This window comes from Ramlibacter sp. AN1133 (genome assembly GCF_037890035.1).
In the GTDB taxonomy this organism is placed as follows: domain Bacteria; phylum Pseudomonadota; class Gammaproteobacteria; order Burkholderiales; family Burkholderiaceae_C; genus Ramlibacter.
Genome location: NZ_JBBKTQ010000004.1, coordinates 272,990 through 291,904 on the forward strand (window position 1 = coordinate 272,990; position 18,915 = coordinate 291,904).

Genomic DNA, 18,915 nt, shown 5'->3' on the forward strand with positions numbered 1-18,915 from the left:
GGGGCGCAATTATCGGGTGTTTGGCTTTTCCCTCCCCTCCGGGGGAGGGCAGGGTAGGGGCGCTGCGGGATTAATTCCGGCGCGGCGTTGCGTGGGCGCCGGAGTGCCCCCACCCCAGCCCTCCCCCGGAGGGGAGGGAGGAACTACAGGGACACCACCCGCCCCGGATTCAGCAAGTTCTTGGGATCCAGCGCCCTCTTCAGCGCCTGCATCATCCCCAGCGCCACGGGCGACTTGTACTCCGGCAGCTTGCCCGCCTTGAGCATCCCGATCCCGTGCTCCGCCGAGATCGAGCCGTCGAAACGCTTCACCTGGTCGTACACCAGCGTGTTCACGCGCTCCTCGTTGCCCTCCAGGAAGGCCTTCATGTCGCCGCCCTCCGGTGCCTGCACGTTGTAGTGCAGGTTGCCGTCGCCCAGGTGCCCGAAGTTCACCAGCCGCACGCCGGCGATCTCCCGCTGCAGCAGGGCGTCGGTGTCGGCGCAGAACGCCGGGATGCGCGAGACCGGGATCGAGATGTCGTGCTTGATGTTCAGGCCTTCCTCCGCCTGCGCCAAGGGGATCGCCTCGCGGATGTGCCACAGCTGGTGCGCCTGCGTGAGGTTTTCCGCGACCACCGCGTCGGCCACGCAACCGTCCTCCAGCGCCACCTCCAGCAGCCGCTCGAACAGCGTGCGCGCATGCTCCTCCGACTCCTGGTCGGCGTTCTCCAGCAGCACGCAATAGGGCACCGATTGGTACAGCGGCACGCGCAGCTGCGGATAGTGCCTGGCGACCAGCGACAGCGCGAACTGGCCCATCACCTCGAAGCCGGTCAGGCCCGCGCCCAGGTGCCGGTGTGCCAGCCCGAGCAGCTTCACCGCCGCTTCCATCGACGGCACCGCGGCCCACGCGGTGAGAGTGGCGGCCGGACGCGGGTACAGCTTCATCGTGGCACCGGTGATCACGCCCAGCGTTCCCTCGCTGCCGATGAACAGGTCGCGCAGGTCGTAGCCGGTGTTGTCCTTGCGCAGGCCGGTGAGGCCGTCCCAGACCTCGCCCTGGGCGGTGACGACCTCCAGCCCCAGGCACAGCTCGCGCGTGTTGCCGTAGCGGACCACCTGCGTGCCGCCCGCATTGGTGGCCAGGTTGCCGCCGATCGTGCAGCTGCCCTCCGCCGCCAGGCTCAGGGGGAACAACAAGCCCGCATCGTCCGCCGCCTGCTGCAGGTTCTGCAGCACGCAGCCGGCATCGACCGTCATCGTGAGGTTGTCGCCATCGATGGCGCGCACGCGGTTCAGGCGCGTGAGGCTCAGCACCACCTCGCGGCCCGACGCATCCGGCACGCCGCCCACCACCAGCCCGGTGTTGCCGCCCTGCGGCACGACCGGCGTGCCCGCCGCGGCGCAGGCGCGCACGACGGCCGCCACTTCCGCGGTGGACCCGGGCCGCACCACGGCCAGGGCCTTGCCGCGGGAGCGCTTGCGCCAGTCGGTTTCCCAGGCGCTCAGGTCGCCTTCGGTCAGGACGTGCGCGGCGCCGACGGCACCGCGCAACTGCGAAATCAGTTCGTTCATGGCTTGGCGTTGCGCAGGCGGATCCGCACGTGCAGGGCGCAGGCAACGAAGAGGATGAGGGACAGGGCGATCTCCAGCGCGGGCATCAGGCCTTCGGCGGCGCGCACCGCGCCGTCCATGAAGTAGGGCCACACCAGCAGGCTGGTCCAGCGGTAGGTGTACATCTGGCGCTTCAGGAGACCCGCGAGCGGGACGCACAGCGGCAACGCCTTCACCGCCCAGAGGCTGGGCCTGGCCGGCAGCCACAGGTGCCAGGCGAGCTCCACCGCGATCAACCCGAGCAGGCAGGCCACGGCGATCCAGCGCGTGGCTTCGACGATGGGCGGGACGGCGGCGGCGGTTTCGGACGACTGCATGTGCGGTGGCATCATAGCGACCGATGAATTGGCGCCAGCTGCTTGCCGAACTCGCGGCCGAACTCGTTCGGTTCCCCTGGCGCTCCACCGCGCTGACCCTGCGCGAACGCTTCCGGGAGGACCGCCTGGGCCTGTCGGCCAGCAGCCTCACCTTCACGACCACGATCGCGCTCGTGCCCTTCTTCACGGTGGCCCTGGCGCTGTTCACGGCCTTCCCGATCTTCGGCAAGCTGCAGTCCAACCTGCAGGCCTGGCTGGTGCAGAGCCTGGTGCCCGAATCCATCGCGCGCCAGGTGCTCGGGTACCTGACCCAGTTCGCCGGCAAGGCGAGCCGGCTCGGGAGCGTCGGCCTCGCGGCGTTGCTGGTGAGCGCGCTGGCGCTGGTGCTCACCATCGACCGCACGCTCAACGGCATCTGGCGCGTGCGGCGGCCGCGGCCGCTGGCGCAGCGCGTGCTGATCTACTGGGCGGCGATGACGCTCGGCCCGCTGCTGCTGGCCGCCAGCCTCAGCACGACCTCGTACGTCGTCTCGGCCTCGCGCGGGCTGGTGCAGCTCCCCGGCTTCTTCGCCTTCGTCATCGATGTCTTCGAATTCGTGATGCTCGCCGCGGCGCTGTCGGCGCTGTACCACTACGTGCCCAACACGCCGGTGCGGCGCGGGCATGCCATTGCGGGCGGCGCATCGGCGGCGATCGGCATCGAGCTCGCCAAGCGCTTGCTGGCCTGGTACATCGGCAAGGTGCCCACGTATTCGATCGTGTACGGCGCCTTCGCGACGCTGCCGATCCTGCTGGTGTGGATCTACATCGTGTGGCTGATCGTGCTGTTCGGCGCGGTGCTCGCCGCCTACCTGCCCAGCCTGCTGGCCGGCGCGCACCGGCGCCCCGGCGGCCACGGCTGGCAGTTCCAGCTGGCGCTGGAGGTGCTGCACCAGTTGCACCGCGCGCAGGGATCGGCGCGGCGAGGGATGACCGCCGGCGAACTCTCCGAGGCCATGCAGGTGGACGCGCTGCAGCTCGAGCCGGTGCTGCACACGCTGGTGCAGCTCGATTGGATCGCGCGGCTGAACGAGGTCGACGACCAGGTGGCGACGCGCTTCGTGCTGCTGGCCGACGTGCAGTCCACCGCGCTGGAGCCGCTGATCCGGCACCTGCTGCTGCCCGTGTCGGACGCGACGGCGAAGCTCTGGCACACCGGGCGGCTGTCGACGATCTACCTGAAGGACGTGCTCTGATGCGCGCGCCGGCCTCCACGCTGGAGATCGTCCAGGCCTGGGCCGCGCAGGACCCCGCACGTCCGGTGCTGCGGGAGGACGATTCGGAACTGGGCTACGGCGCGTTCGCCGGCATGCTGCTGCAGTGCGCCGCCTTGCTGCGCGCCGACGGTGTGCGCAAGGGCGAGCGCGTCGCGGTGTCGGGACCCGGCTTCGGCATCCAGATGGTGGTGCTGCTGGCGTGCGAGGCGCTCGGCGCCGTCACCCTGTCGTTCCAGGCGGAGGGCGATCCGGATGCCGGGTTCCTGTTCACGCAGGTGGATCGGGTGTTCTCGGGGCGGGCGCAGGCGCTGCCGGCAGGGGTGCGTTTCCATCTCCTCGATGCCGGCTTCGTCGAGCGCATCGCCGCGCCGTACCGGGGTGATCCGCCGCAATGGACGCCGGCCGCATGGGACGAGCCGGCGCGCATCAGCCGCACCTCCGGCTCCACCGGGCGATCGAAATTCATGCTGCTGCGGCGGCAGGCGCAGGAGCAGTGGGTGCGGCCGGCGCGGGACCTCCTCGGCTACGGGCGCGACACGCGCCTGCTGCTGCTCGGCCCGCTGGTGATCAACGCGATCTTCGCCCGCGCGAGCCAGTGCCTGCGCCAGGGTGGGATGCTGCTGGCCGGCCACGGGCGCGACATCGCGCGCCTGGCCCCGACCGACATCTATGGCCTGCCGCTGCAACTGGAGCGCCTGCTGGCCGAACTGCCGGGCGGCTACGTGGCGCACCGCCCCGTGAGCGTGGCGACGGCCGGCGGGCTGGCCTCGCCCGCGCTGCGGGCGCAGGCCGCCGCGGTGTTCGGCGGCCGCATCCTCAATCGCTACGGCGGCAACGAGGTGCACGTGGTGTGCGACGAACTCGATGCCGACGGCACCGGCGTGCTGGCGCCGGGGGTGGAGGTGCGCGTCCTCGACGAGGGCGGGCGGCCGCTGCCGGACGGCGAGGTCGGCATCCTGGCGGTGCGCACGCCGGCGATGGTGGAGGGCTACCTCGATCGGCCCGAGGAGACGGCCGCGGCCTTTCGCGATGGCTGGTTCGTGAGCGGGGACCTCGGCGCGATCGTCGGGTCGCGGCGGCTGCGGCTGGTCGGCAGGCACGACGAGCTGGTGAACATCGGCGGCTTGAAGGTGCCTTGCGCGAAGCTGGAGGAGCTGCTGCGCGGCCAGCCGGGGATTGCCGACGCGGCGGTGCTGGCGGTGCATTTGCAGGGCGGCGCCGTGAGCCTCGGAGTGGCGGTGGTGGCCGCGGCGGGGATGACACAGGAGCAGGCGGCGCAGGCGGTGCAGCGGGCGCTGCAGCTGGGGCCGCAGCAGGCCGTGCGCTTGCTGTTCCTGGATGCGATTCCTCGGCTGGCTATGGGGAAGACGGACCGGATGGCGCTCATGCGCCTGTTCTCCTCGTAGGCTGGCGGTGGAGCGCCAGCGAAACCCCAGCGATGCGCAAAGGCGCTGGGGTTCGCGCGCTGGCGCGGCCCACCGCCAGCCTACGAAACCGCAAACGGCGCGCGAAGAAAGCCGCGGAACCGCGCCCGCCCGCCGCGCGTCGGCGCCGCCGTCAGCCGATACCGCGGAAACCGCGCCAGGAACCTTCCGATCGCCACCCGTCCCTCCAGCCGCGCCAGGCTCAAGCCCGCGCACTGGTGGATCCCGAACCCGAACGCGAGATGCCGGTTGTCCGCTCGCTGCAGATCCAGCACGTCCGGATTCGCGAATTGCGCGGGATCGCGGTTCGCCGCGCCGATGCACAGCGTGACCAGCGCGCCGGCCGGCAGCGCCACGCCGCCCACCTCGCAGGCCTGCAGCGCCCGCCGGTTCCCCAGCTGGTTCGACGACTCGAAGCGCAGGAATTCGTCGACCGCCAGCGTCATCGCGGGCTCCAGCGCGTTCCAGTCCGGCCGCGGGCCGATCGCGCGCAGCAGCCGCTCCTTCTCGCCCGGCCACTCCTGCAGCGCCACCAGCGCATTGCCGATCAGGTTGGTCGTGGTTTCGTGCCCCGCGTTCAGGATGAACACGCAGTTCTGCAGCAGCTCGGCCTCCGAAAGCTTCTCCCCGGCTTCCTCACCCTGGATCAGCCGCGTGAGCACGTCGTGCTCCGGATCGCCCGGGCTGCGGCGCCGGTCGGCCACCAGCTCGCGCAGGTACGCCACGAACTCGCGCACGCTGCGGTTGCCTGCATCCTCCTGCTCGCGCGTGAGCTTCGGCTCCAGCGCGCCCAGGATCGCCAGCGACCAGCCGCGCAGCGGGCCGCGGTCCGCATGCGGTACGCCCAGCAGGTTGCCGATGATCTCCACCGGAATCGCGCAGGCGAAGTCCTCGATCAAGTCGCCGCCGCCGCGCGCCTCGATCGCATCGAGCAACCGGTCCACCAGCTGCACCAGCCCAGGCTCCATCTCCGCGATCGCGCGGCGGGTGAGGGCGCCCATGATCAGCTTGCGCACCCGCGTGTGCAGCGGCGGATCGTTGAACACGAGGCTGGTCGTGTGGTGTTCCAGCAGCGGCGCGCCGGCGCCGTACTTGGGCGTGAACTCCACCTTCTTGTCGGAGCTGAAGACCTGCGCGTCGCGGTACACCGCCACCAGGTCGGCATGGCGGGTGAGGAACCAGGAGCCGTCCGGCATGGCCCGCACCGGCGCGCCCTCGCGCAGCGCCGCATACACCGGGTACGGATTGGCGTAGAAGTCCGGCGGCAGGGCGCGCAGGTCGAAGGAGGCCGCGATCTCGCGCGCGCGCTCCGGGCTCATGCGCGGCGTCACCTCCATGGCTCAGCGCAGGAAGTCGCGCAGCGCGAACAGCACCTGGTCGGGCGCTTCCGTCATCATCTGGTGGCCGCCGTCGACCAGCACGGTGCGCGCATTGCGCGCCTTCTGCTGCAGCGACTGCGCGGCCTTCGGCGGCGTCATCGCATCGGCCTTGCCCAGCACGAACAGGATGGGGCACATGACCTGCTCGATCGCGGCCTCCCCGCCCGTGTAGCTGTCGCAGGCGGAGAATCCGCGATGGAACACGTTGACGCGCGGGTTGCTGGCCAGCACCCGCTTCATCAGCGCGCGCGAGCCGCCATACAGCCAGGTGCCCGGCCCGAGCGCCGAAGGCGGCGGCGCCATGAGCGAATGCGAGTAGACGTTGACCATGTCGATGGCCTTCATCGGCTGGTGCTGCGAGTTCTCCAGCAGCGCCGGGGAGACCTTCATCGGGAAAGCGGTGCCCACCAGCGCGAGGTGCGAGACGCGCTCGGGCGCGCGCGCCGCGGCTTCCATGGCCACCAGCGACCCGAAGCTGTGGCCTACCAGCGCCGCCTTCTGCACGCCGGCCGCATCGAGCAGGGCCAGGACGAAGGCCGCCGCTTCCTCCACGCTCTTGGGCGGCTCGCCCTCGCTCTTGCAGTGCCCGGGCAGGTCGGGCGCCAGCACGTTCCAGCCGTGGTGGGCGAAATAGCGGGTCTGCAGGATCCATACGCTGTGGTCGTTCAGCACCCCGTGCAGGAAGACCACGGTGGGTTTTTCGCGATCGAAAGGCTTGCCGCCGGTGTAGCAGAAGGTCCTGGCGCCGTTGACGGTCAGTTCCATGTGTCCTCCTCAGGCCTTCTCGGCGGCTTTCAGGGCGCGCTTGAGGTCGTCGATCAGGTCGTCCGGGTCCTCCAGGCCGATCGACAGGCGGATCGTGCCGGGGCCGATGCCGGCGCTTTGCAGCGCCTCGTCGCTCATGCGGAAATGCGTCGTGCTGGCGGGGTGGATCACCAGCGAGCGGCAGTCGCCCACGTTGGCGAGGTGGCTGAACAGCTTGAGCGTCTCGATGAACTTCTTGCCCTGTTCGCGGCTGCCCTTCATGTCGAAGCTGAACACCGAGCTGGCGCCCTTGGGCAGGAGCTTCTGCGCCAGCGCGTGGCTGGGGTGCGATGCGAGCATCGGGTGGCCCACCCGCTCGACGAAGGATTGCCCCGCCAGGAACTCCACCACCTTGCGGGTGTTGCTCATGTGGCGTTCCATCCGCAGCGGCAGCGTCTCGATGCCCTGCAGGATCAGCCAGGCGGTGTGCGGGCTCATGCTGGCGCCGAAATCGCGCAGCCCTTCGCGGCGGGCCCGCAGCAGGAAGGCGCCCACCGTGGACTCCTCGCTGAACACCATGCCGTGGAAGCCGTCGTAGGGCGCCGTGAGTTCGGGGAAGCGGCCCGAGCGCTCCCAGTCGAAGCTGCCGCCATCGACCACCACGCCGCCGATCACGGTGCCGTGGCCGGACAGGAACTTGGTCGCCGAGTGATAGACCAGGTCCGCGCCCAGGTCCAGGGGCTTCATCAGGTAAGGGGTCGTGAAAGTGGAATCCACCAGCAAGGGCACGCCGGCCTCGTGGGCCAGCGCGGAGACTGTGGGGATGTCCAGCACATCGAGCCCGGGGTTGCCCACGGTTTCGCCGAACAGCAACTTGGTGTCGGGCCGGATCGCCGCGCGCCAGCCGTCGATGTCGCCCGGCTTGACGAAGGTCGTTTCGATGCCGAAGCGGCGCAGGGTGTAGTGCAGCAGGTTCTGCGAACCGCCGTAGAGGGCCGTGCTGGCGACGATGTGAGAGCCCGCCCCCATCAGGGTGGCGATCGCCAGGTGCAGCGCCGCCTGTCCGCTGGCGGTGGCGATGGCGCCGATGCCGCCTTCGAGCGCCGCCACCCGCTGCTCGAACACCGCGTTGGTCGGATTGCTGATGCGCGAATAGACGTGGCCCGAGCGCTCCAGGTTGAACAGCGCCGCGGCGTGGTCGCTCGACTCGAAGACGAAGGAGGTGCTGAGGTGGATGGGGACGGCCCGGGCGCCGGTCGCCGGGTCGGGCGCGGCGCCGGCGTGCAGGGCCAGCGTATCGAATCCGGGGTCGGAGTAACCGGACATAGGGCAATTCCTCCTTATTGGACTGGCCCGGATTGTGGGCTATATTCATCCGGACGCGACCATGGTCTTTCCGCTTCCGTGGCCGCCCCACCGATTGGAGGCCAGCCATGAAAGTCAGCGACATCCTGCGCGTCAAGGGCAACACGCTCTACACCGCCGCTCCCGACGAGCCGCTGTCCCGCGCGATCGACCTCATGGCCGAAAAAGACATCGGCTCCCTGGTGGTGATGGACCACGGGGACCTGGTGGGCATGCTCACCTTCCGCGAGGTGATCCAGTGCATCGTCGCCAACAAGCACGTGGTGGGCGACATCCTCGTGCGCACCGCGATGGACGACCACCCGCTGACCTGCACGCTCGAGACCGAGCTGGACGAAGTGCGCCGCATGATGCTCGATCGGCACGCCCGCTACATGCCGGTGATGGACCAGCGCATGCTCATGGGCGTGATCAGCTTCTACGACGTCGCCAAGGCGGTGGTGGACAGCCAGAACTTCGAGAACCGGATGCTCAAGGCGTACATCCGGGATTGGCCGGCGGCGGAAGATTCGCAGCCGACCGCGCAGCTCTGACGGGTCCGCGCAGTTTGCCTTTCGTAGGCTGGTGGTGAGCCGCGCAGCGCGCGAACCCCAGCGTTCGCCGCGCTTCGCGCATCGCTGGGGTTGCGGCTTCGCCTGCACCGCCAGCCTACCTTGCCGCCTTCGCAGGGGCGGAGGACGTAAGCTCGGTCCGTGACCAAGCGCATCGCCACCCACAACGGTTCCCACCACGCCGACGACACCTTCGGCGTCGCCGTGCTCGCAGCCCTGTTCCCCGACCACGTGCTGCTGCGCACGCGCGATCCCGCGACGATCGCCGCGGCCGACTTCGCCGTCGACGTCGGCGGCGAATGGGACCCCGCGCGCGGCCGCTTCGACCACCACCAGCGCGGGTTCGACGGCGCCCGCACGCGGCTCGACGAGCAGGGCCGGACTGTGCGCGCCGAACCGTATGCGAGCGCGGGCCTCGTGTGGCGAGAGTTCGGCCCGGCCTACGTGCGGCAGGTCGCCGACCGCATGGGCCAGCGCGTGGAAGAGGCCACGCTCGCCGCCATCGCGCAGGACGTCGACTCCGCCCTGGTGCGCTACCTGGACCTGGTCGACAACGGCGAGGATTCCGTCGCGCCGGGGATCTTCGGCCTGTCCGAACTCATCTCGCTCCTGAACACCGACTGGATGGAGGAGCAGGCCCTGCCGCGCGAAGCGCACGCCGCGCTGCAGGTGGAGCGCTTCCGGGAAGGCATGGCGCTGCTGCGCCGCTTCCTCGACGCCTTCCTGCGCCGCAAGATCGGCCAGCTGCTGGCGGCCGACAAGGTGCGCGCCGGCCAGCGCCTGTTCGACGGCCGCCTGCTGTACCTGCCCGAAGGCGGCATGCCCTGGACGCGCGTCGTCGTGGAGGAAATGCCGGACGTGCAGCTGGTGCTCTATCCCGATACGGAACCGGGCCGGCACCAGGTCCGCACCGTGCCGCAGCGCCTGGGCTCCTTCCAGTCCCGACTGGACCTGCCCGCCGCCTGGGCCGGCCTGCGCGACGAGGAACTCGCGGCCGCCACCGGCGTGCCCGACGCCGCCTTCTGCCACCGCAACCTCTTCATCGCCGTGGCGCGCAGCTACGAAGGCGCGCTGCGGCTGGCCCAACAGGCGCTTGGCCGATAATCGAGGCATGAGCGGCAACACCTTCGGCAAGGCCTTTGCGGTCACCAACTTCGGCGAATCGCACGGGCCGGCGATCGGCTGCGTCATCGACGGCTGCCCGCCCGGCATGGAGCTCTCCGAAGCCGACCTGCAGCCCGACCTGGATCGCCGCCGCCCCGGCACCAGCCGCTACGTCACGCAGCGCCAGGAAGAGGACAAGGTGGAGATCCTCTCCGGCGTCTACGAGGGCAAGACCAGCGGCACGCCGATCTGCCTGATGATCCGCAACACGGACCAGCGCAGCAAGGACTACAGCGAGGTCGCGCGCAAGTTCCGCCCCGGCCACGCCGACTACACCTACCTCGAGAAGTACGGCCTGCGCGACCCCCGCGGCGGCGGCCGGGCGTCCGCCCGCCTCACCGCCCCCATGGTGGCCGCCGGCGCTGTCGCCAAGAAGTGGCTCCAGCTGAAGTACGGCACCGAATTCCGCGGCTGCATGCAGCAGATCGGCGACGTGGAGATTCCCTTCGAGGGCTGGGAGCACGTGCCGCACAACCCGTTCTTCGCGCCGGTCGCCGACACCTCCAAGCTCGAGGCGTACATGGACGAACTGCGCAAGTCCGGCGACTCCTGCGGCGCGCGGCTGCGCGTGACCGCGATCAACATGCCGGTCGGCCTGGGCCAGCCCCTGTTCGACAAGCTCGATGCCGAGATCGCCTACGCGATGATGGGCATCAACGCCGTCAAGGGCGTGGAGATCGGCGCCGGCTTCGGCTGCGTCACGCAGCGCGGCTCCAACCACGGCGACTCGCTCACGCCCACCGGCTTCGCCACCAACAACGCGGGCGGCGTGCTGGGCGGCATCAGCACCGGGCAGGACCTCGAGGTCTCCATCGCGATCAAGCCCACCAGCTCGATCCTGGTGCCGCGCGAGACGATCGACATCGACGGTGCGCCCACGCAGGTGATCACCAAGGGCCGCCACGACCCGTGCGTGGGCATCCGCGCGACGCCGATCGCCGAGGCGATGCTGGCGCTGGTGGTGATGGACGCCGTGCTGCGCCACCGCGCCCAGTGCGCCGACGTGCTGCCGCCGCTGACGCCCATCGCTGCTTCGCTCGGCTAAATGGCGAGCGGCCCCGAGCCGGTTGGCTACCGCCAGCTGGTGCCCTTCGCTGCGTTGTCGGCGACCTACTTCGCGCACATCGGCTTCTTCAATCCCTACCTGCCGCTGTGGCTCAAGGCCCAGGGACTGCCGATCACGATCATCAGCCTGCTGGCCTCGGTGCAGTCGGTCACGCGCGTGTTCGCGCCGTACGCGTGGGGCGCCCTGAGCGACCGCACCGGCGAGCGCGTGAAGCTGCTGCGCGTCAGCGCCGCGATCGCGCTGGCCGCATCGCTGGGCCTGTGGTGGCCCGGCAGCGCCTGGTGGATCGCCCTCGTGCTGCTGCTGCTGTTCACGCATACCAGCTCGATGATGGGCCTGACCGAGGCCGCGATGGCGCACCTGGTCGCCGGCGACTGGGGCCGCTACGGCAGGGTCCGCCTGTGGGGCTCGCTGGGCTTCATGGTCACGGTGTTCGTGGCCGGCGCCTGGTTCGAGCGCTTCGGCATGGGCAGCTTCCCGGCCTGGGCGCTGGTGACGCTGGCCGGCGTCCTGGCGTGCACCTGGTGGCTGCCCGACGCGAAAGAGGCGCCGCACGAGGGGAGGGCGGCGCACGCACCCATCGGGGCAGCCTTGCGGCAGCCGGTGGTGCGCTGGTTCTTCGCCTCGCTGCTGTTCCACGTGATGGCGCATTTCTCCATCTACGGCTTCCTGTCGCTGTACCTCGATGCGCTGGGCTACAGCAAGACCACCATCGGCGTGCTGTGGGCGGTGTCGGTGGTGGTGGAGGTGGCGTGGTTCTACGCCCAGGGCCGGTTGCTGCCGCGCTTTCCCATGGAGCAGTGGCTGCTGGTGTGCGGCCTGGCGACCGTCCTGCGCATGGCGATCACGGCGGGGCTGGCCAGCTGGTTCCTGGCGCTGCTCGTTGCGCAGATGCTGCATGCACTGACCTTCGCCACCCACCACACGGCCTGCATCGCCATGGTCACGAAGCACTTCCCCGGCCGGCTGCGGGCACGCGGGCAGGCGCTGTTCACCGTGACGGGCTACGGCATCGGCGGCGTGGTGGGCGTGCTGGCGGGCGGCGCGATCGCGGCCCGCTGGGGCTTCCGCCCGGTGTTTGCCGCCGCCGCCCTGCTGGGGTTGGTGGCGGCCTTGTGCGCCCAGCGGGTGCGCACCTTGCAGGAACGCGAAGCCGCCCCCGTCTGACGCATGGACGGGCCGGCCCGCGCCAGCAGGAATTCGGCGGACGCCGCAGAATGCCCCCATGGTTGCGGCCGTTCGCCTGTTCCGTTATCTCTGGGCCATCCCCTACACGCTGCTCGGCCTGCTGCTGGGCGGCTTGGCGGCGCTGTTGGGGGCAACCGTGCGCCGGCACCATGGCGTGATCGAGATCTACGGCGGCCGGGCCGGTGCCGCGGTGGCGCGCCTGCCGCGCCTGCTGGGCTTTTCCGCGATGACGCTGGGCCACGTGATCCTGGCGGTGGACCGCTCCGCGCTCGCCCAGCTGCGCCGGCACGAGCACGTGCACGTGCGCCAGTACGAACGCTGGGGGCCGCTGTTCGTGCCCGCGTACCTGCTGTCGAGCCTCGTGCAGCTGCTGCGCGGCCGCAACCCCTACCGTGAAAACCATTTCGAGCGTCAGGCCTACGCGCTGGCGCCCGCGCGGCGGCGCGCGTCCGCCACGCATGAGCAGGTCCCCTAAGGGAGAGCCCGGCCACGCGCGCAAGCGATTCGCTGCATCATCCCTCCCCTGGCGAAAGGAGTTCCTCATGGACCACGTGAGTTCCCATCCCGGCGAGTCCTCCCGCCGCATCGACCTGACGCGGCAGACCGACGTGCAGTTCTGGTGCCGGGTCTTCGATGTCAGCATGGACCAGTTGCGCGATGCCGTGCATCACGCGGGGCACCAGGTCGAGGAAGTGGAACGCTACCTGCGCCAGAAGAACATCCACGCCCATTGATGCAATACACCCGCCTGGGCCGCACGGGCCTGAAAGTCTCGCGCATCTGCCTGGGCATGATGACCTACGGCACGCCGCAATGGCGGCCGTGGGTGCTCGACGAGGAAGCTTCGCGCGCCGTCGTGCGGCACGCGGCGGAGCTGGGGATCAACTTCTTCGACACCGCGGACATGTACTCGGGCGGGGAGAGCGAGGTGCTCACCGGGCGCTTCGTGCGCGAGTTCTGCCGCCGCGAGGAAGCGGTGATCGCCACCAAGCTGTTCCATCCCGTGGACGTGAACTTCAAGGGTGGCGCCTCCGCGGCCGCCAAGCCGCCCAAGAGGCCCAACATGGATGGGCTCTCGCGCAAGCGCGTGTTCCACGCGGTCGACGAGAGCCTCAAGCGCCTGGGCACCGACTACATCGACCTGTACCAGATCCACCGCTTCGACCCCGCCACGCCGATGGAAGAGACGATGGAAGCGCTGCACGACGTGGTGAAGGCCGGCAAGGCACGCTACATCGGCGCGAGCAGCATGTACGCGTGGCAGTTCGCCAGGATGCAGCAGATCGCCAAGGAGCACGGCTGGACGCCCTTCGTGAGCATGCAGAACCACTACAACCTGGCCTACCGCGAGGAAGAGCGCGAGATGATCCCGCTGTGCCGCGACCAGGGCGTGGGCCTGATCCCCTGGAGCCCGCTGGCGCGCGGCTTCCTCGCCGGCAACCGCAAGCGCGGCGACAGGCAAGCGGGCGCGACCTCGCGCGCCCAGACCGACGAAATCGCGCAGAACTACTACTACCGCGACAGTGACTTCCAGGTGGTCGAGGCGCTGGGTGCGCTGGCGGCGCGCAGGGGCGCCACCAATGCGACGCTGGCGTATGCCTGGCTGCTGCACAAGGGCGTGACGGCGCCCATCGTCGGGGCCAGCAAGACCTGGCAGCTCGACGAGGCCGTGGCGGCGCTCGACGTGGAACTGGCCGCCGACGAAGTGCGGCAGCTCGAGGCGCCGTACCAGCCGCATCCCGTGCTCGGGCACGCGTAGGTCCGCGCCGACAAGGCGGTTCGTCCTTTTCCGCGGCCGCGCGGCGGCGGTGCGCCGCACCATGGAGGTTTGCCACAGGAGGCCTCCATGGACAAGAAACCCACAGCCAGGGACAAGGCGCGCGGCGCCGGTGAAGCAACCGCCGAGAAGCAACGCGAACTGCAACGTGAACAGGATCGCAAGGAGCCCCACGAGAGCGGCTCCGGCGGCGCCAAGGACAAGGGCGCGCCGCAGACCAGCAGCCAGAAGTACCCCGAGGACCTGCCGGCGCAGCACCTGCGCAAGCCGGGGCAGGAAGCGGACATGCAACTCAAGCCGCAGTTCATGGCCCCCGACTACAAGGGCAGCGGCAAGCTCGAGGGCATGGCCGCGCTGATCACCGGCGGCGACTCCGGCATCGGCCGCGCGGTGGCGGTGCTCTACGCGCGCGAAGGCGCCGACGTGGCGATCGTCTACCTGTCCTCGCACGAGGATGCCGAGGAGACGAAACGCTGCATCGAGAAGGAAGGCCAGCGCTGCGTGCTGATTCCCGGCGACGTGAAGGACAGCGCTTTCTGCCAGCAGGCCGTCGAGAAGACGGTCAAGGCCTTCGGCAAGCTGGACATCCTGGTGAACAACGCGGCGTTCCAGGAACATGCGCACTCGCTGGAGGACATCACCGACGAGCGCATGCGCGAGACCTTCGAGACCAACATCATGGGCTACATGCGCATGGCCCGCTCCGCGCTGCCGCACCTGAAGAAGGGCGCTTGCATCATCAACACCGGCTCCGTCACCGGCCTGCAGGGCAGCGCGAAGCTGCTGGACTACTCGGGGACCAAGGGCGCGATCCACGCCTTCACGATGTCGCTGGCCTCGTCGCTCATCGACAAGGGCATCCGCGTGAACGCCGTGGCCCCCGGGCCGGTGTGGACGCCGCTGAACCCGGCCGACCAGAGCGCCGAGGAGATCGTGGAATTCGGCAAGAAGACCGACTTCAAGCGGCCGGCGCAGCCGGAGGAGCTGTCGCCCGCCTACGTGTTCCTGGCCTCGCCGGCGTGCGCGAGCTACATCACGGGGATCGTCTTGCCGATCACCGGTTCGGTGGGGAGCTGACGGGGTCTTTGCCGCGGCGCGAGAATGGCCCCATGACGCAACCCCTCCACATCGACTTCGTCTCCGACGTGGCGTGCCCCTGGTGCGCCGTCGGGCTCGCCTCCCTCGAGCGCGCGCTGCAGAACCTCGCCGGCGAAGTGCCGGTGGAGGTCCGCTTCCAGCCCTTCGAGCTCAATCCGCAGATGGGCCCGGAAGGCCAGGACGTCACCGAGCACCTGACGCAGAAGTACGGCTCCACGCCCGAACAGCAGGCCCAGTCGCGCGCCGGCATCGCGCAGCGCGGCGCCGCCCTGGGCTTCGAATTCCGCAAGGAAGGCCGCGGGCGCGTCTGGAACACCTTCGATGCCCACCGCCTGCTGGCCTGGGCCGGCGAGCAGGGTGCCAGGCAGCAGCGCGACCTGAAGATGGCGCTGCTGCGGGCGTACCACGGCGAGGGCCGCAATCCTTCGGACCCGGCGGTGCTGGCCGAAGTGGCCGAGTCGGTGGGCCTGGACCGCAAGGCGGCCGAGGACATGCTCGCCAGCAGCCGCTATGCGCAGGAGGTGCGCGATGCCGAGCAGCATTGGCAAAGCCTGGGCATCCATGCGGTGCCCTCGGTGATCATCAACAACCGCCACCTGATCCAGGGCGGCCAGCCGCCGGAGCTGTTCGAGCAGGCCTTGCGGCAGCTGGCGCAGCAGCCGGAAGGGTCGGCGACGACGGAGGCTTAATGCCCGCCGGCGGCGCGTGACAGCTTGGCGCAGTAATCGAGCATCGCCTCGGTCTCCATCGCCTTGTCGAACACGCCGTCCGCGCCCATCTCCTCGCAGCGCTGGCGCACCTGCGGATCGGCGGTGCCGGTGAGCACGATCATCTGCCGCGTGCGGCCGCGCGCGCGCAGCGCCTGCAGCACGCCGTAGCCGCTGCCGCCGCCGTACAGGACGAGGTCGACCACGGCGATGTCCCAGTGATGCGAGGGATCGCGCAGCCAGGCGACGGCCGACTTTTCATCGGCGGCCCAGCCCGCGATCTCGAAGCCGGCGATTTCGGACAGCGCCTCGACCAGGCTGTCGCGCATGGACGGCTGGTCTTCCACCAGGAATGCCTTCAGCGCCAACGACGGCCTCCCGCGCCGTGCGGCGGAGGGGCCGCCGCCTCCGGATCATTGTGCACCGAAGGTGCGCGCCGCGCCGTGGCGGCGCGCCAACGGGCCGGGGCCTTATCCGGCCTGCACCTGGATGCGGCGCGGCTTCGCTTCCTCGGCCTTCGGGATCGTCAGGCGCAGCACGCCGTCGCGCAATTGCGCTTCGATCCTCGAGGCATCGAGCTCGCGGCTCAGGGTGAACTGGCGCCGGTAGGCGGGGCACTGCAGCTCGCCGTAGACCAGCTCCATGCCGGCCGGCGTGCTCGCCGCGCTGGCCGTGGCCTCGATCACCAGCGTGTCGCCGTCGACGCGCAGGTTCAACTGGTCCTTGGGCACGCCGGGCAGGTCGGCCAGCAGCGTGATGGCGTTCTCGTTCTCGAAGACGTCCACCGGCGGCACGACGAAGGCCTGCGGCGCGTTGCCGCCGGCGGCCGTCGCGGGCGAACGATCCTGGGATGCAGTCTGGACAGCGTTCGTCATGGCGATCTCCTTCAGTTCACTTCGATGCGGCGGGGCAGCGAGGACTCGCGCTTGGCCACGCTCACGCGCAGCACGCCATCGCGGTAGCTCGCGTCCACCCGGGCCGGGTCGGCGTCCTCCGGCAGGCTCACGACGCGGCGGAAGCGCCCGGAAAAGCGCTCGCTCGCGTAGACGCTGGCGCGTTCGTCGCCGGGCGGCAGGTCGCTCTTGCGCTCGCCGGCGATCACCAGCAGGCCGCGGTCGACGGTGATTTCCAGCCGGGCCGGGTCGAGCCCGGGCGCGAGGGCCTGCACTTCGATGGAGGTCGGCGAGGTGCCGACATTCAGCACCGGGAAGCCGGCGCCAGCCTGGGAACGGATGCTGGAGCCGGGGCTGGGGAAGACCCGGTCGAGCATCGATTGCATACGGTTGAGTTCCGCGAACAGGTCCGCGGTCGATCGAAACGAGGGACTCATGGCTCTTTCTCCTTTCTGCGCGTCGGGCGATCCGGAATTAGGGCCGGGCCGCGGCGGTTTCAAGGGCAGGGGCGTGGCTCCGTACGGGCGTTCCCTTGTCGAGCGTCGCGGCGCCCCCGCGCGCGAGTTAACCCGCAGCCCCCCGCGCCGCACCGCTCGGGAGAATGCGGCGTCCCTTGGCGCTTGCTTCATTCCCAGGAGGTCCATCCATGAAACGTCGCACCGCACTCTCGACCATGGGGCTGGCGCTCGCGGCCCCGCATGCGCTCGCGCAGCAGCCGGTCGTGATCAAGTTCAGCCACGTCGTCACCAACGACACGCCCAAGGGCAAGGGCGCGCTGAAGTTCCAGGAGCTCGCCGAGAAGTACACCGGCGGACGCGTGAAGGTGGAGGTCTACCCCAACTCCACGCTCTACAAGGACAAGGAGGAGCTCGATGCCCTGAACAGCGGCTCGGTCCAGATGCTGGCGCCCTCCACCGCGAAGTTCAGGCCGATCGGCGTGCCCGAATTCGAGGCCATGGACCTGCCCTTCATCTTCAACGGCGAGGAGGGCTACTACAAGACGGTGGACGGCCCGATCGGCGCGGGGCTGCTCAAGCGCCTGGAGGCCAAGGGCATCACCGGCCTGGCTTACTGGGACAACGGCTTCCACATGGTGTCGGCCAACCGGCCGCTGCTGCTGCCCGCCGACTTCCAGGGCCTGAAGGTGCGCATCTCGGGCTCCAAGGTGGCCGACCTGTATTTCCGCAAGCTCGGCGCGCTGCCGCAGATCATGGCCTTCTCGGAGGTCTACCACGCGCTGCAGACGGGCGTCGTGGACGGCTGCGAGAACACGCCGTCGAACTACTGGACGCAGAAGTTCTACGAGGTGCAGAAGCACATCACGGTGTCGAGCCACGCGCACCTGCAGTACGCGGTGGTCACCAACGCGAAGTTCTGGAACGGGCTGCCGGCGGACCTCCGCGGCCAGTTGACCAAGGCGATGAACGAGGCCACGCAGTACACGAACTCCATCGCGAAGTCGGAGAACGTGGAGGCGCTGGAGAAGATCAAGGCCTCGGGCAAGACCACGCTGCACTACCTGACGCCGCAGCAGCGCGCCGCGTGGGTGACCGCCGTCAAGCCGGTGTACCACGAGGCCGAGGCGCGCGTGGGCAAGCAGATCGTGGATGACCTCCTCAAGTCGGCTGGCATCGTGGCCTGAGCCGCGCGCCGGGGCCCGCCTGGGGCGGGCCTTCGGCGCGCTGCTGGACCACCTGGAAGAGTGGCTGATCGCGACGCTGGTCGCCGTCGCCACCGCGGTGGTCTTCGTGGCCGTGCTGCACCGGTACGGCACTTCCACCGCGATCGACCTCGCCAAGTGGCTCGAGGCGCACGGGCTCGCGTTCGCGGCGCCGCCGCTGCGCGCGCTGTTTGCCTGGCTGGCGGCGCGCGACCTGTCCTGGGCCCAGGAGTTCTGCATCTACCTGTTCATCTGGATGGCCAAGTTCGGCGCCGCCTATGGCGTGCGCACCGGCATCCACGTCGGCGTGGACGTGCTGGTGGCCCGCATGGACCCGGAGCGCGCCCGCAAGGTGATCCTGTTCGGCCTGTTCGCGGGCGCCCTGTTCACGGGCACGATCGCCAACTTCGGCGTGCACTTCACCGCCGGCGTGTGGGACTCGGGCAGCCGCTCCAACGACCTGGAAGCGCCGATGTGGATCGTGTACCTCGCGATCCCGCTGGGCTCCGGCCTGATGTGCCTGCGCTTCCTGCAGGCGGCCTGGCAGTACTGGCAGCACGGCACGCTGGCGCGCCACGATGCCGCGCACGTGCAGGGCGTGGAGGCCGCCGAGGCGCCGCCACCGCCGCTGCAGGCCGATGCGCCGGCGCACGGTGCCCCGGGCCGCGGCGCCGTGCTCGCCTGGGTGGTGCTGGCCCTGCCGTTCCTGCTGCTCGGGCTGGGGCTGCTGG

Annotated in this window: 20 protein-coding genes and 1 pseudogene; 13 read left to right on the forward strand and 8 right to left on the reverse strand. The window is 70.0% G+C overall.

Annotation, left to right across the window (positions count from 1 at the left end; genetic code table 11):
* Positions 1–143: 143 nt before the first annotated feature.
* Together WG923_RS07520 and WG923_RS07525 are read right to left on the reverse strand one after the other, a co-directional pair.
* Positions 144–1,556, reverse strand: a complete 1,413-nt coding sequence (locus WG923_RS07520; protein ID WP_340350327.1) for an FAD-binding oxidoreductase — start codon at positions 1,554–1,556, stop codon at positions 144–146.
* Positions 1,553–1,912, reverse strand: coding sequence for a DUF2069 domain-containing protein (locus WG923_RS07525; protein ID WP_340350328.1), 360 nt, complete (start codon positions 1,910–1,912; stop codon positions 1,553–1,555). The genes WG923_RS07520 and WG923_RS07525 overlap by 4 nt, the downstream gene beginning before the upstream one ends.
* 23 nt (positions 1,913–1,935) lie before the next feature.
* Here WG923_RS07525 and WG923_RS07530 point away from each other — a divergent pair, with 23 nt between their 5' ends.
* Both WG923_RS07530 and WG923_RS07535 read left to right on the forward strand, forming a co-directional pair.
* Complete coding sequence (locus WG923_RS07530; RefSeq protein WP_340350329.1) at positions 1,936–3,147, forward strand: YihY family inner membrane protein; 1,212 nt, start codon at positions 1,936–1,938, stop codon at positions 3,145–3,147.
* Positions 3,147–4,574, forward strand: a complete 1,428-nt coding sequence (locus WG923_RS07535) for a class I adenylate-forming enzyme family protein (RefSeq protein WP_340350330.1) — start codon at positions 3,147–3,149, stop codon at positions 4,572–4,574. Before WG923_RS07530 ends, WG923_RS07535 begins: the two co-directional genes overlap by 1 nt.
* Positions 4,575–4,654: 80 nt before the next feature.
* Here WG923_RS07535 and WG923_RS07540 read toward each other — a convergent pair whose 3' ends face one another.
* Genes WG923_RS07540 through WG923_RS07550 form a run of 3 tightly spaced genes read right to left on the reverse strand, consistent with a single transcriptional unit; the run spans position 4,655 to position 8,041 of the window.
* Positions 4,655–5,911, reverse strand: a complete 1,257-nt coding sequence (locus WG923_RS07540) for a cytochrome P450 (RefSeq protein WP_340350331.1) — start codon at positions 5,909–5,911, stop codon at positions 4,655–4,657.
* A gap of 21 nt (positions 5,912–5,932) precedes the next feature.
* Positions 5,933–6,736 carry an alpha/beta fold hydrolase gene (locus WG923_RS07545; protein ID WP_340350332.1) on the reverse strand — a complete coding sequence of 268 codons (804 nt, stop codon included), beginning with the start codon at positions 6,734–6,736 and terminating at the stop codon, positions 5,933–5,935.
* 9 nt (positions 6,737–6,745) lie between these two features.
* Positions 6,746–8,041, reverse strand: a complete 1,296-nt coding sequence (locus WG923_RS07550) for an O-acetylhomoserine aminocarboxypropyltransferase (protein ID WP_340350333.1) — start codon at positions 8,039–8,041, stop codon at positions 6,746–6,748.
* 107 nt (positions 8,042–8,148) lie between these two features.
* Here WG923_RS07550 and WG923_RS07555 point away from each other — a divergent pair, with 107 nt between their 5' ends.
* The 9 genes from WG923_RS07555 to WG923_RS07595 all read left to right on the forward strand — a co-directional run bounded on the left by WG923_RS07555 (position 8,149) and on the right by WG923_RS07595 (position 15,613).
* Entirely contained in the window at positions 8,149–8,613 is a 465-nt protein-coding gene (locus tag WG923_RS07555) for a CBS domain-containing protein (RefSeq protein ID WP_340350334.1), read from the forward strand.
* Between the two features lie 159 nt (positions 8,614–8,772).
* Positions 8,773–9,735: an MYG1 family protein gene (locus WG923_RS07560; RefSeq protein WP_340350335.1), complete on the forward strand. Its 963-nt coding sequence runs from the start codon at positions 8,773–8,775 to the stop codon at positions 9,733–9,735.
* A gap of 7 nt (positions 9,736–9,742) precedes the next feature.
* Complete coding sequence (aroC, locus tag WG923_RS07565; protein WP_340350336.1) at positions 9,743–10,840, forward strand: chorismate synthase; 1,098 nt, start codon at positions 9,743–9,745, stop codon at positions 10,838–10,840.
* On the forward strand, positions 10,841–12,028 hold the full coding sequence (locus WG923_RS07570; RefSeq protein WP_340350337.1) for an MFS transporter: 1,188 nt from the start codon (positions 10,841–10,843) through the stop codon (positions 12,026–12,028). It abuts the gene before it with no gap.
* 58 nt (positions 12,029–12,086) lie between these two features.
* The gene (locus WG923_RS07575; protein ID WP_340350338.1) at positions 12,087–12,524 is read left to right on the forward strand and encodes a signal peptide prediction; all 438 of its coding nucleotides are present in this window, start codon (positions 12,087–12,089) and stop codon (positions 12,522–12,524) included.
* 67 nt (positions 12,525–12,591) lie between these two features.
* Positions 12,592–12,783: a DUF3606 domain-containing protein gene (locus tag WG923_RS07580; protein ID WP_340350339.1), complete on the forward strand. Its 192-nt coding sequence runs from the start codon at positions 12,592–12,594 to the stop codon at positions 12,781–12,783.
* On the forward strand, positions 12,783–13,808 hold the full coding sequence (locus tag WG923_RS07585; RefSeq protein ID WP_340350340.1) for an aldo/keto reductase: 1,026 nt from the start codon (positions 12,783–12,785) through the stop codon (positions 13,806–13,808). Before WG923_RS07580 ends, WG923_RS07585 begins: the two co-directional genes overlap by 1 nt.
* 87 nt (positions 13,809–13,895) lie before the next feature.
* Positions 13,896–14,903: an SDR family oxidoreductase gene (locus WG923_RS07590; protein WP_340350341.1), complete on the forward strand. Its 1,008-nt coding sequence runs from the start codon at positions 13,896–13,898 to the stop codon at positions 14,901–14,903.
* Positions 14,904–14,935: 32 nt separating this feature from the next.
* A complete protein-coding gene (locus WG923_RS07595; protein ID WP_340350342.1) occupies positions 14,936–15,613 on the forward strand; it encodes a DsbA family oxidoreductase in 678 nt (225 codons plus the stop codon).
* On the opposite strand, the gene WG923_RS07600 is transcribed toward WG923_RS07595, so the two are convergent.
* The 3 genes from WG923_RS07600 to WG923_RS07610 form a co-directional block, all read right to left on the reverse strand.
* Positions 15,610–15,999 (reverse strand): response regulator transcription factor, encoded by a 390-nt coding sequence (locus tag WG923_RS07600; RefSeq protein WP_340350343.1) that lies wholly within the window; start codon positions 15,997–15,999, stop codon positions 15,610–15,612. The genes WG923_RS07595 and WG923_RS07600 overlap by 4 nt on opposite strands.
* A gap of 102 nt (positions 16,000–16,101) precedes the next feature.
* On the reverse strand, positions 16,102–16,506 hold the full coding sequence (locus tag WG923_RS07605) for an Hsp20/alpha crystallin family protein (protein WP_340350344.1): 405 nt from the start codon (positions 16,504–16,506) through the stop codon (positions 16,102–16,104).
* A gap of 11 nt (positions 16,507–16,517) precedes the next feature.
* Positions 16,518–16,961, reverse strand: coding sequence for an Hsp20/alpha crystallin family protein (locus WG923_RS07610; protein ID WP_340350345.1), 444 nt, complete (start codon positions 16,959–16,961; stop codon positions 16,518–16,520).
* 209 nt (positions 16,962–17,170) lie between these two features.
* On the opposite strand from WG923_RS07610, the gene WG923_RS07615 reads away from it, so the two are divergent.
* Both WG923_RS07615 and WG923_RS07620 read left to right on the forward strand, forming a co-directional pair.
* Positions 17,171–18,166 carry a TRAP transporter substrate-binding protein gene (locus tag WG923_RS07615; RefSeq protein WP_340350346.1) on the forward strand — a complete coding sequence of 332 codons (996 nt, stop codon included), beginning with the start codon at positions 17,171–17,173 and terminating at the stop codon, positions 18,164–18,166.
* Positions 18,132–18,728 (forward strand): annotated as a pseudogene (locus tag WG923_RS07620) (TRAP transporter small permease); the annotation flags it as partial. The gene WG923_RS07615 and the pseudogene WG923_RS07620, both read left to right, overlap by 35 nt.
* Between the last annotated feature and the right edge of the window lie 187 nt (positions 18,729–18,915).

Bases quoted from the DNA above. Each gene is read 5' to 3' on its own strand.
- WG923_RS07550 (WP_340350333.1), bottom strand. From the start codon at position 8,041: ATGTCCGGTTACTCCGACCCCGGATTCGATACGCTGGCCCTGCACGCC.
- WG923_RS07530 (WP_340350329.1), top strand. From the start codon at position 1,936: ATGAATTGGCGCCAGCTGCTTGCCGAACTCGCGGCCGAACTCGTTCGG.
- WG923_RS07535 (WP_340350330.1), top strand. From the start codon at position 3,147: ATGCGCGCGCCGGCCTCCACGCTGGAGATCGTCCAGGCCTGGGCCGCG.
- WG923_RS07615 (WP_340350346.1), top strand. From the start codon at position 17,171: ATGAAACGTCGCACCGCACTCTCGACCATGGGGCTGGCGCTCGCGGCC.
- aroC (WP_340350336.1), top strand. From the start codon at position 9,743: ATGAGCGGCAACACCTTCGGCAAGGCCTTTGCGGTCACCAACTTCGGC.
- WG923_RS07610 (WP_340350345.1), bottom strand. From the start codon at position 16,961: ATGAGTCCCTCGTTTCGATCGACCGCGGACCTGTTCGCGGAACTCAAC.
- WG923_RS07575 (WP_340350338.1), top strand. From the start codon at position 12,087: ATGGTTGCGGCCGTTCGCCTGTTCCGTTATCTCTGGGCCATCCCCTAC.
- WG923_RS07590 (WP_340350341.1), top strand. From the start codon at position 13,896: ATGGACAAGAAACCCACAGCCAGGGACAAGGCGCGCGGCGCCGGTGAA.
- WG923_RS07595 (WP_340350342.1), top strand. From the start codon at position 14,936: ATGACGCAACCCCTCCACATCGACTTCGTCTCCGACGTGGCGTGCCCC.
- WG923_RS07585 (WP_340350340.1), top strand. From the start codon at position 12,783: ATGCAATACACCCGCCTGGGCCGCACGGGCCTGAAAGTCTCGCGCATC.
- WG923_RS07580 (WP_340350339.1), top strand. From the start codon at position 12,592: ATGGACCACGTGAGTTCCCATCCCGGCGAGTCCTCCCGCCGCATCGAC.
- WG923_RS07555 (WP_340350334.1), top strand. From the start codon at position 8,149: ATGAAAGTCAGCGACATCCTGCGCGTCAAGGGCAACACGCTCTACACC.
- WG923_RS07545 (WP_340350332.1), bottom strand. From the start codon at position 6,736: ATGGAACTGACCGTCAACGGCGCCAGGACCTTCTGCTACACCGGCGGC.
- WG923_RS07520 (WP_340350327.1), bottom strand. From the start codon at position 1,556: ATGAACGAACTGATTTCGCAGTTGCGCGGTGCCGTCGGCGCCGCGCAC.
- WG923_RS07540 (WP_340350331.1), bottom strand. From the start codon at position 5,911: ATGAGCCCGGAGCGCGCGCGCGAGATCGCGGCCTCCTTCGACCTGCGC.
- WG923_RS07570 (WP_340350337.1), top strand. From the start codon at position 10,841: ATGGCGAGCGGCCCCGAGCCGGTTGGCTACCGCCAGCTGGTGCCCTTC.
- WG923_RS07605 (WP_340350344.1), bottom strand. From the start codon at position 16,506: ATGACGAACGCTGTCCAGACTGCATCCCAGGATCGTTCGCCCGCGACG.
- WG923_RS07525 (WP_340350328.1), bottom strand. From the start codon at position 1,912: ATGCAGTCGTCCGAAACCGCCGCCGCCGTCCCGCCCATCGTCGAAGCC.